Genomic DNA, 10,761 nt, shown 5'->3' on the forward strand with positions numbered 1-10,761 from the left:
AAAAACCCGCCCCGCGCGGATGTTTTTTTTTTGGGGGGCTAACGGGGAGCGGTGGAGGGGGGGTTTATTTAAGGGGCGGGCGGGGGGGGGGGGGCCACCCCGCGGGGCCCACACACCACCCCCGTGGGTAAGGCGCAGGGCTCGTTAGCGCTCAGCGCGGAGCCGGCGCCACGCCAAGATTCCGAGACCCGCTAGCAGCGCTGTGCCCGCCAGGGCCGCTCCGGAACGAGCGTCGCTGCCGGTGCGCACGATCCGCGGCGGATTGGCCGGCGGGGTGACCGGCGGTGTGCTCGGCGGGGTTCCCGGAGGGGTTCCCGGAGGTGTGCTCGGCGGAACGCTAGGCGGCACCGTGGGCGGAAGGCTCGGTGGCGTTGTTGGCGGGGCAGGTGGCTCCGTCGTTGGTGGAGTGGTGGGCGGCACCGTGGGTGGCTCACTCGGTGTGGGTGGCACCGGAGGTGTCGTCGGCGGAGCGGGTGGCTCCGTGGTGGGCGGCGCCGGGGGAGTGGTCGGCGGCGCCGGAGGCTCCGTAGTCGGAGGTGGCGGTGTATGAGTATTCGTGATCACGTACCCGCTGGCCGCATCACCGCTGATCACGGTGGTGTAGCCGGGAACCGGCACCTCGCGCACCGAGTACACCGCCTTGCGGCCCTCGCGGTAGACCGGGAGATTCGTGAAAGTCCCGGTCCAACCATTCGCGGCGCTTAGCTCAATGCTCTGGCCAACCGGCTGGCCGCCGTCCAGGAGTTCGACCGTGACCTTATCGGGGCGCAGGCCGGCAGGCGCGGCGTCGTCGTTCCATTTCTTAGCCACCGAAACTTCGGTGGACATCGTGTTGGTGAGCGCTACCGTGTACAGCTTCGCGCCGTCATCCGCCGTGGTGGCGGTGGTGCGCAGTGTGTACGGGGAATTGTCGGCGCCGTGTTCGCGGAATTCGATGGGGAGTTGCTTGCCGGTTGCCGCGTCGATGAGCGTGGCCGGATTCGGGAAGTTGGGGATATCCGCCGTCCACTGCTGCGCTGCGGTGAGCGTGATCTCCTGGAGTTTATGCCCGCCCACCAGCACGTCTAGCGTGATGGACTCGAGGCGGGTAGCGGCGTCGTCGCCCTCCCAGCCTTTCGTGACGCGCAGCTTCCAGATGTCATCCTCACCGAAAATCAGCTCGCCGTTATTGGTGATGCCGCCGCCGCTAATACCTACATTGGTGGCATTGTTATTTTCGATAATGACACTGGCCAATACTCCCGCCAGGGCCTTCGCCTCCGCGCTGGGAACCGACTTGAAGGCTTTATTATCAGTAATCGGTTGGCCGAAGGGAATCGGCGTGTTTTCCCCTCCTTCCTGGTAGCGCGGCAGCTGCTTTTCCGCGGGCCAATTAGCGTGAATGCCGTAGGCGGAGCCGTCCTGGAACCAGGCGCGCGGCGAGCCGCCGAGCATCCGCTCGGTCAGAGTAACCGGCTGGCCAGCCACGGGCGTTGGGTTATCGAATTCGTGCTTGGCAACACTGAAGAAGTCATCGCCCGCGCCCTTAAACTGCTTTTCTTTTCCGGCGTCGGGTGCGGAATTATCGAAAATAGCCACGCCCCGCGTGATATGCATGGTGGTGGTGCCGGTGGGGCAGTTCCACAACCCGCCGCCCTGAGCGCCGGGCGGGCGGTTTCCGGCTCCAACCAAGCGCATATCCTTGATGTGGTTATTGCGAATAACGGTGTTGTGCATGGTGAGGTGTGCCTTGGTGTCATTGTAAATGGCACCGCCGCCCCAGAATCCCGTGGCAGTATTGCCACGCATAATTGCCGCGTTGATGACGGCACGGGTAGTGCCTCCGAAGGAGATACCTCCACCGGATTTCAGCGCGGTGTTCTCGGTAACGGTTAGTCCGGAGATCGAGACGGTGGAATTCAGGATATTGAGGCCGCCACCGAAACCGTTGGCAGTGTTACCGGAAACGGTGCCGCCAGTGAACGTTGCCTTGCCGCCGTCGATAAGAATACCGCCACCAAAGCCCTTGTATTCGCCATTGGAGTTTCCGTTGATTTCCCCACCGTTCATGGTGAAGGTCGAGTTCATGAGGGCGAGCGCTCCACCGTATTCAGTGGTATTACCGCTGAGCGTGCCGCCGCTCAGTTCCACCGTGGCGCCTTCGGTGAAGACCGCCCCGCCAAAGCCGGGGAACCGTGGGTGGCTCACCGTGTTCTTACTCAGGGCGCCTCCGCTGATCGTGAGTTTCGCGGGCTGCTCCGCGCTGCTCCACACCCCAATGGCGCCACCGCGAAGCAAGCCAGAATTCTGGCTGATTGTGCCGCCGCTGATGGTGACAGACCCGCCGTAAGCGGTAATCGGTGCATACTTTTCCGCGGCAACGCCGTTCGGCCCGAGCGTGCCACCCTGTGGTGCACTGGAATTTCGCGAAAAATCAGCGGTACCGCTGAAATTCAGCTCCCCGCCCTGCACGAAGATCACCGGGCCGGTGAGGGCCGTATCGTGAATCGACCCGGCGTTTACCTCAAGCGTGCCTTCCACCACGAATTGGGTGCGGGTGAATGAAGGGCCGGCCAGCGTGAGGGTGCCGCCTTTCTCCACCTGCACGGCCGGTAGATCCGCCCCGGTCACCTCGCCGCTCCCGGTGAGGGTGAGGTGGGTGCCGGCCGGAACGCGCAGTACGGGTGCGTCCGCCGCAACTGTCAAATTATTGGAAACTGTTGCGCTTACCGCGCCCGCTTGGGAACCGGTGGCGACCAGCTCCGCCCACGTGGACGGAGCGGCCGATCCCGGTTCGCCAAGGGCGGCAGGAAGCGGTGCAATCACCGCTAATAAGCCGATAATAAGGGCGCTCAGGGCGCCGGAGAATTTTCTGACCACAGCTGCCTCCTTCGGAGTGGTCATAAAAAACGCCGCCAGTCGCGTTCTTAATAAAAACTATACATAACTCAGAATACTCTTCCGTTTGGTGCTGCGTTGGTGAAGTAAGGGTGATGTGGTGTGTTTCGCCACCGCGCTGGTCGGCCCGCATCGTATCCTCCTTTTCGACGAACCAACCTCCAATCTCAGCCCCGAGATGGTCGGCCAGTTCGCCCAGGTCGTCCGCGCACTCAAGAGCCGCGGGTGGACCACAATCATCGCTGAACATCGCCTGTATCCGCTGCGCGGCGTGGCTGATCGCGTCGTCGTTATGCACGGCGGGCGCATCACCGGGCGTTACCCGGCCGCGGATTTCTTCGCGATGGGGGAAACGGAACGGATTGGCTTGGGCCTGCGGACCTTGCGGGTCCCCGAACGCGCGGCGCGCGTGCCCGCCACCGGGAAGAAGGGCGACGACGCCGGCGCGGCTGCCGGTGCGCCTACCACCCCGGGCGTGGTAGCCGAGGCGGTACGCTTTGCTTACGGCTCCCACGAGGTGCTTAACCTGGAGCGGGTGGAGATTCCGGCCGGGCAGGTCACCGCGCTAACGGGGCCTAACGGGGCCGGGAAAACTACCCTGGCGCGGGTGCTCATCGGCCTGGCCCATCCGGCCTCCGGCGCGCGAATTTCCTTCGGCGGGAAAGTGTGCCGGGGGCGTGAGCGGCTCCGCCATTCCAGCTTGGTGATGCAGGATGTCACCCGCCAGCTTTTCGCGGAAACCGTGCGCGGGGAAGTGGCGCTGGGGAATTCCGGGGTGAGTGAGGAACGCATTGAGCAGGTCTTGGCCGACCTCGGATTAGGCGAGGTGGTGGATCGGCATCCGGCTACGTTATCGGGCGGCCAGAAGCAGCGCCTCGTCGTCGCCAATGCTACGGTCGCCCATGCCGACTTTTATGTCTTTGACGAACCGACATCCGGGGTGGATTATCGGCACCTCCGCTCCATCTCCACTCACATCCGCGCGCTTGCAGCGCGCGGAGCCACGGTGCTGGTGATCAGCCACGATCCGGAGTTCATTAACGAAGTGGCCGATAACGAGCTGCATCTTGAACCGCGCGATCCGGAAAGTGGAACGCAGCGCGCGGAGCTATTCGGCCTGCTAAAGTGACGGGTATGGATACGGGTTGTGCAAAGCTTGCGGCGCTGGGCGCCGGCTGGCGTCGATGGCGCGCCTAATTTTTCTTCCCCGCACGTTGGCGCATCGTGCCTGACGTGACCCGAGAATTCACGACCACCCGCACTGTTATCACAAAGGATAATTATGCAGTTTTACCCTGCCCTCGCTGAACTGAGCGCTCTCGGATCCGAGTACCGCGCGGCGCCCGTCGCCACCGAAATTCTTTCCGATTCCCTCACGCCCGTCACCGCACTGAAGATCCTCAAAAACGTTTCCGATCACGTCTATATGCTCGAATCGGCCGGCCAGGATCAAACATGGGGGCGCTACACGTTCCTCGGTTATGACCCGAAACTCGAAATTACCTGCGTGGATGGGCAGGTGCGTATTAATGATCAGCCGGCTGCGTATGATTCTCCTGATTCTCCGTCGGATGCGATCCGGGAGGTGCTCGCCCGCTATCGCAGCCCGAAAGTTCCGGGGATGCCGCCTTTCGCCGGTGGACTCGTGGGATATTTTTCTTATGACTACGTGAAATATGCCGAACCGACCCTGCGGCTCGATGCCCCGAACGACGAGGGTTTTAATGATGTCGATCTCATGCTTTTCGACACCGTTATTGCGTTCGATAACTTCCGCCAAAAAATCATATTAATCAAAGTGGTGGGGCTCGATAACCTCGCGGAAGAATACCCGCGCGCTACCGAAGAATTAGGTGAGTTGGCCCAGCTGCTTCTGCACGGTGAGCCGGTGGCTGATACGTCCGGGCAGCTGACCGGGCCGATCACTCCCGTGCTTAACGAGGCGGAGTTTGTGGCGATGGTGGAACGCGCCAAGCACTATATTCACGAGGGTGATATTTTCCAGATCGTGCTCTCCAATTGTTTGCGCGCGGAATTCACCGGTTCCCTTATTGATACTTACCGGGTGCTGCGCACTATTAATCCTTCTCCGTATATGTTCTATTTCAGCGGGCACAATATTGAGGTGGCGGGGGCATCCCCGGAAACCCTGGTGAAATTGGAGGACGGCACTCTCTTCACCTTCCCGCTGGCTGGTACCCGCCCGCGCGGGGCCACCCCCGCGGAGGATGCCCGCTTGGAAGAGGAATTGCTGGCGGATCCGAAAGAATTAGCCGAACACAATATGCTCGTGGATTTGGGGCGTAACGATATCGGGCGCCTGGCACAATTTGGCACTGTCAATGTGGATCGCTTCCATGACGTGGTGCGTTTCTCTCACGTGATGCATATTGGTTCCACGGTGAGCGGGAAAATCCGCCCGGAGTTCGATGCCCTCGATGCCGTCGCCTCAATTCTTCCGGCCGGCACCCTGAGCGGGGCACCGAAGATTCGCGCCTGCCAGCTCATTAACGACCTTGAAGGCAATAAACGCGGTATTTATGGCGGGGCCATCGGCTACCTCGATTTTTCCGGGAACCTCGATACCTGCATCGGTATCCGCATCGCCTACAAAATCGGGAACACGGTTTACGCGCGTAGCGGCGCGGGCATCGTCCAGGATTCCGTAGCCACCACCGAATACCAAGAAACACTCAATAAGGCCGCGGCCGTTTTGGAAGCTTTGCACGACGCCGCCCAGCTGGAGGAATGCTAATGATCCTCATCATTGATAACTACGATTCATTCACCTACAACCTGGTGCAGCTGGTCGGAACTTTCCGCCCGGATGTCAAGGTGGTTCGCAACGACGCCCTGAGTGTGGCGGAGATTGACGCGCTGGCTCCGGACGGAATTATTATTTCCCCTGGCCCGGGTTTCCCCCGCGACGCCGGGGTATCCATGCCGCTGGTGGAACAACTGGCCGGAAAATACCCCATCCTCGGGGTGTGCCTGGGGCACCAGGCCATATGTGAAGCCTTCGGAGCTACCGTGACCTACGCCGCGGAAGTAGTGCACGGCATCGCCCGGCCGGCGCGCATGGATACGTCCAGCACGCTCTTTGCGGGGTGCGAGGAGAAAGAAATGGTGGCCCGCTACCATTCCCTCGCCGTCAAGGACGATACCCTCGGTGATGAGCTAGCCGTAACCGCGCGCTGCGTGGGGGACGGGGAAGTCATGGCGGTGGAGCACCGCCGCTTCCCGGTATTCGGGGTGCAATTCCATCCCGAATCGATCCTCACCCCCTGCGGGCGCACAATCATGGAGAATTTCCTCGCGCGGTGCCGGTAGCTGCGGCGTCGTACCCTTATGGAGGTACGACGCCGCACACTAGAATCGCGGCATGATCGACAACGCGCCTGCACCCCCGCAGCTCGCTACGCCTGAGCGGCCGCTACAACGAGCCCGCGGAGTTGGTGCAGTTGCCGTCCTGGTGCTTTCCTGGGTAGTCGTTGTATGGACGGTGCGTCAGTCCCTGTTGCTGCACTCATACGGAGATGGTGCCTGGTGTATGGGGAGTGCAACACGGCGGTGCCGGGTGGCACCTTTCCCGTGGGATTATCTCCTTATCATCACTGCCGGAATCGCGGTGGGGGTAGGTGCCTGGATCATTCTCGGGCGTTCGCTGCCGCGCACCTCAAGTAAGCTTGGCGGCGCTCGCGGCCCGCGCAAGCGGGTACGCTACCTGGCGATGGCCGTGGAAGCGCTGGGCGCGCTCGCGGTGGTGGCGGTGGCAATAATCGGAAGTCTGGGCGCGCTCTTGAGCGGAATGCCTGAGATAGCCGTGGCCGGGGTAGGTCTTCTCGGTTTCGGAACTGGAATGCTCTTCTCCCTTACCCTCGCTGTGGGAACAGGTGCTTGCCGTGCGGCGTGGATGAACGGTGGGGCGGTGGCAGTGGGCGGGGCTGTCACGGGCGTGTTGATGGCTCCTAGCGTGATCTCCGCGGGGCCCTTGGGTCTGCTCATTGTGGCCATTGTTCCTTATGTGGTGATGTTGGGAGCTCTTGCTTGTGCGCGTGAGAACTGCCGGATAGAAGTCGGCGAGACAACCGGAAATGCTGGCGGATCGCCGGTTTTTCTCCTGAAACTTACCCTGGGTGTAACCGCTGCGGCGGTGGTGTTTTCCGCCTTAGGCTGGTGGCTGCTTCCTCCGCCGGAGGACCGCACCTTTGTGAAGGAGGAGCCGGCAACGTTCCCGCGAGAATCGGTAGATCTCCCGGATGGTTCCGGGGTATCCGCGCCGCAAACTACGCCTACGGAGCGGGGTTTGCCCACGCCAGAACCTTCACCCGCATCGACGCCAGATCCGCGCCCGAGCGCAATTTCGGCACAGTGTACGTCCGCACAGGTGGATGTGAAACGAGGCCCGGTGGACGCTGCTCTTGGCACGCGGCGGGTGCTGATCACGCTCACCAATCGAGGCGCGTACGCGTGCTCGGTGCGGGGCATGACCGGGATTTGGCTCTCCGATGCGGGAGGCAAGGTCGATAGTCTTCCCATTAACGAGCTCACGACCATCGAACTCACCGGCGCAGACCAAGGTGCCTATGAACGCGGAGTTGAGCTACCACCGGGGGAGAAAGCCACGATGGAACTGGTGTGGCGGGTGAATAACTCCGGGATTGTTGGCGAGCAGCAGGGTTTAGGACTCCAGCTGAGGCCCGATGGTGAAGTGATCCCCGTACCAACACGCGAAGGCGAGGAGGTATGGTTCGACGGCGATACTACGATGCCCCTCCAGGTAGGGCCCTGGCGCTAGCGCCCGCATCCTTATTGATGTGCTACTCGTTGCCTGGTTCTACGCGGACTGGGCCACTCGATCTGCTAGGTAATTAGCTTGGTTTGTAAGAATCATCGTGCCGAGGAACATCCGAAAGAGGATTCGGGAAAGAAAGCCGCGCTGCCCGAAACTCTCTGTCAGGGTGACGAAACAGCCTTCACCGGTAGCACTTGATGCGGCTTCCGGATCGTTTTCTGCGAGCAGAGCGAAGCGGCGGGACTGTTGCTTGGGAGGTTTCTGCGTTCCGGAATATTCCCAGACGGTGGGCTGTCCTTCCGCGCCCGCGTAGCGGAGCACCCAGTCAGATCCATCGTGGGACACATCAGCAAAATTGGATGCGGCGAATTCCGGGGAAGCGGCGTATTCGCGTACTTTGCGGGCGCTGGTTGGCAGGTAGATGCGCAGCCGTTGTGTGCCGCTCACGCGGTGGGGCTGGGCTAGAGGTTCGGCTGCATCAAGCGCGGCAATGAGTTGCTCAAGGTTAATTCCAGCGCGTTCCACAATCTCGCGGCACGATGCCTCATCGCGAAGCAAGCGGACGGCCACCCCACAGTGATAATCATTGCCCGGGAATTTTCCACTGAGGAATTTCTGTAGGTCCGCGGGTGGGGCGAGCTCGGCGGCGTCGTCGAAAATCTCAGTTCGGGTGCGTTCACGTAACTGCACGGGCGGTAACCCAAATTCTTCGAGGCGCTGCGCGTGGAGCTGACTAGCGTGTTCGCGCGCGGCGCGCAGGGTGAGGCCGGCACGGGCGCAGACGCGGCTGGCGCTGCCACCACTGGCGAGCAAGGCGAGGAAAGCATCAACGAGGGTGATTTCCTCACGCCAGGCACGGCGGGCTTCGAAAGCGGAGTTTTGGATGAGCTGCAGGGCAGCGGCGGCGGGGAGTTTCATGACGGGTTCCTAAGTTCGCGCGGCAGCCCCGCCGCGTATTTGCGATGGGCTGATTGTTTGGTTACCTCGAGGCAACGGCCAATATCGCTCCAGGACATACCCGAGCGCACCGCTTCCTCGACGTAGTATTTCGTGATGCGATCAGCCTCCACCCGCATGGCGTGGGCCGCGCGCAGCTTTTCCGCTATCACGGCAGGATCGGCTGGGGAAGCTGCTGCGGGATCGCCCGCCTGCGGCCGTACGCTTTGCTGAGACTCAACCACCACGGCGTCAGTATATGCTGACGCTCATGTGTGGGGCAAGGGGGCATTACGCCTGCGGTGCACAGGCCCCGGGCCGAGTGGAGCGGCAGGCGTGGAGTGCTGAGGCGCAGACGCCCAGGGAGCCGACTATCCAGGCTGCGGCGCCGATGAGGTTAAATGTTTCGGGGCCGCTCGCGAGCCACAACGAAACGACGCCTGCGCAGAGCGCTACTGCGCATAGCGCGTAGGCGATGCTGGCTCGGGTCCTGCCGGCGAGGGCGAAGGTGGAGCGGGTGCCCGCGGCGGCCAGCACCACCGTGACGGCCACAAAAACGGAGGGCGCGGCGGTTCCGGGTGTGAAGTACCAGGTGTCCGTCAGGTTGAGAGCTAGGGTACCGAGGCATAGCGTGAGTAAAACGAAAGAAATTGCGAGCGATCCGTAGCGGGCTGCGGTGTGCATGGTAGCGAAACCTCCTCGTGAGATATTTTACTGATGCGGGTGCGGATGCGGCTGTGAATGCAACGCTCCCCGGGAAAGGCTGAGATTTCAGCCGATCCCGGGGAGCGTTAGTTTTCGTTTCTACGTGATCACACGATCACGTTCGTGAAACTTTTTAGCGGCGACGACGCCCAGCGACCAGGGCCCCACCGGCAGCCACCGCAGCAGCCGCGGCCAAGAGCCCAAGCGTCACATCAGCACCGGTGTGCTGCAGCTTCTTGACCTTCTTGACCTTGGTGGGCTTGGAGGCATCCGGCTTGTTACCCTTATCGCCCTTATCAGCATTCCCGTTGTTGCCGTTATCGGCCGGGCCGAGAAGCTTAACAGTCTTCTCGGCCGGGATTTGGGTTTCGGAGCCGTCGGGGAAGGTGACGGTTACGGTGCCGTCCTTGCCGACAGTCACTTGGGTGTTGTCGGGGAGATCGGGGTTGGCTTTCTTGACCTTGTCCTTGACCTGATCTTGCTCTTCGGGGGTGAGGTTGTTCGGATCGACGACGCCGGTGATTTCGGGATCGTTGATCTTGATTTTCTCGTTGTCCTCGAGCTGACGGACGGTCTTGTCCGGAGTGATCGTGGTTGTTGACTGGTCCGGGAACGTGACGGTTACCGTGCCGTTTTCGGAGACGGTGATCGTAGTGCCGGTCGGAAGATCCGGGTTCTTCTTTTCGACGGCCTTCTTGACCTGCTCGCGTTCGGGATCGGTGAGCTTATTGACATCAACAACGCCTGTGAGGTCGGGGTCGTTGATCTTGGTCTTCTCGTTGTCCTTGAGCTGGCGGACGGTCTTGTCCGGAGTGATGTTCGAGGTCGATCCGTCCGGGAAGGTGACGGTCACGGTCCCGTCCTTACCGACGGTGACCTGGGTGTTCTCCGGCAGGTCGGGGTTGGCTTTCTTGACCTTGTCCTTGACCTGATCTTGCTCTTCGGGGGTGAGGTTGTTCGGGTCGACGACGCCGGTGATTTCGGGGTCGTTGATCTTGGTCTTCTCGTTGTCCTTGAGCTGGCGGACGGTCTTGTCCGCGGGGATCTGGGTCTCAGAGCCGTCGGGGAAGGTGACGGTCACGGTCCCGTCCTTACCGACGGTGACCTGGGTGTTGTCGGGGAGGTCGGGGTTGGCTTTCTTGACCTTATCCTTCACCTGCTCCTGTTCTTCAGGCGTGAGGTTGTTCGGGTCAACGACACCGGTTACTTCAGGATCCTTGAGTGTGATCTTCTCATTGTCCTTGAGCTGACGAACCGTCTTGTCCGGAGTGATCGTGGTTGTTGACTGGTCCGGGAACGTGACGGTTACCGTGCCGTTTTCGGAGACGGTGATCGTGGTGCCGGTCGGAAGATCCGGGTTCTTCTTTTCGACGGCCTTCTTGACCTGTTCGCGTTCGGGATCGGTGAGCTTGTTGACATCGATGACGCCGGTTACCTCGGGGTCGTTG

Annotated in this window: 8 protein-coding genes and 1 pseudogene; 4 read left to right on the top strand and 5 right to left on the bottom strand. The window is 61.5% G+C overall.

Annotation, left to right across the window (positions count from 1 at the left end; genetic code table 11):
* Positions 1 to 144 precede the first annotated feature (144 nt).
* Positions 145 to 2,883 (bottom strand): Cna B-type domain-containing protein, encoded by a 2,739-nt coding sequence (locus tag PWJ82_RS09105; protein ID WP_274736342.1) that lies wholly within the window; start codon positions 2,881 to 2,883, stop codon positions 145 to 147.
* A 91-nt stretch (positions 2,884 to 2,974) separates the two neighbouring features.
* On the opposite strand from PWJ82_RS09105, the gene PWJ82_RS09110 reads away from it, so the two are divergent.
* From PWJ82_RS09110 to PWJ82_RS09125, 4 genes are all read left to right on the top strand, one after another.
* Positions 2,975 to 4,006, top strand: coding sequence for an ATP-binding cassette domain-containing protein (locus PWJ82_RS09110; RefSeq protein WP_274736344.1), 1,032 nt, complete (start codon positions 2,975 to 2,977; stop codon positions 4,004 to 4,006).
* Between the two features lie 153 nt (positions 4,007 to 4,159).
* Positions 4,160 to 5,632, top strand: coding sequence for an anthranilate synthase component I family protein (locus tag PWJ82_RS09115; RefSeq protein ID WP_274736346.1), 1,473 nt, complete (start codon positions 4,160 to 4,162; stop codon positions 5,630 to 5,632).
* On the top strand, positions 5,632 to 6,207 hold the full coding sequence (locus tag PWJ82_RS09120) for an anthranilate synthase component II (protein WP_274736347.1): 576 nt from the start codon (positions 5,632 to 5,634) through the stop codon (positions 6,205 to 6,207). The genes PWJ82_RS09115 and PWJ82_RS09120 overlap by 1 nt, the downstream gene beginning before the upstream one ends.
* Before the next feature lie 52 nt (positions 6,208 to 6,259).
* Positions 6,260 to 7,675: a DUF4232 domain-containing protein gene (locus PWJ82_RS09125; RefSeq protein ID WP_274736348.1), complete on the top strand. Its 1,416-nt coding sequence runs from the start codon at positions 6,260 to 6,262 to the stop codon at positions 7,673 to 7,675.
* Positions 7,676 to 7,714: 39 nt separating this feature from the next.
* Here the strand turns inward: PWJ82_RS09125 and PWJ82_RS09130 are convergent, their stop codons facing one another.
* The 4 genes and pseudogenes from PWJ82_RS09130 to PWJ82_RS09145 all read right to left on the bottom strand — a co-directional run.
* On the bottom strand, positions 7,715 to 8,590 hold the full coding sequence (locus PWJ82_RS09130; protein ID WP_274736349.1) for a hypothetical protein: 876 nt from the start codon (positions 8,588 to 8,590) through the stop codon (positions 7,715 to 7,717).
* Positions 8,587 to 8,856, bottom strand: a complete 270-nt coding sequence (locus PWJ82_RS09135) for a hypothetical protein (protein WP_274736351.1) — start codon at positions 8,854 to 8,856, stop codon at positions 8,587 to 8,589. The genes PWJ82_RS09130 and PWJ82_RS09135 overlap by 4 nt, the downstream gene beginning before the upstream one ends.
* A 43-nt stretch (positions 8,857 to 8,899) precedes the next feature.
* Positions 8,900 to 9,292 carry a hypothetical protein gene (locus PWJ82_RS09140; RefSeq protein ID WP_274736353.1) on the bottom strand — a complete coding sequence of 131 codons (393 nt, stop codon included), beginning with the start codon at positions 9,290 to 9,292 and terminating at the stop codon, positions 8,900 to 8,902.
* Positions 9,293 to 9,446: 154 nt separating this feature from the next.
* Positions 9,447 to 10,761: pseudogene (locus PWJ82_RS09145) on the bottom strand (hypothetical protein); the annotation flags it as partial.

It is taken from the genome of Actinotignum schaalii (assembly GCF_028864145.1).
In the GTDB taxonomy this organism is placed as follows: domain Bacteria; phylum Actinomycetota; class Actinomycetes; order Actinomycetales; family Actinomycetaceae; genus Actinotignum; species Actinotignum schaalii_B.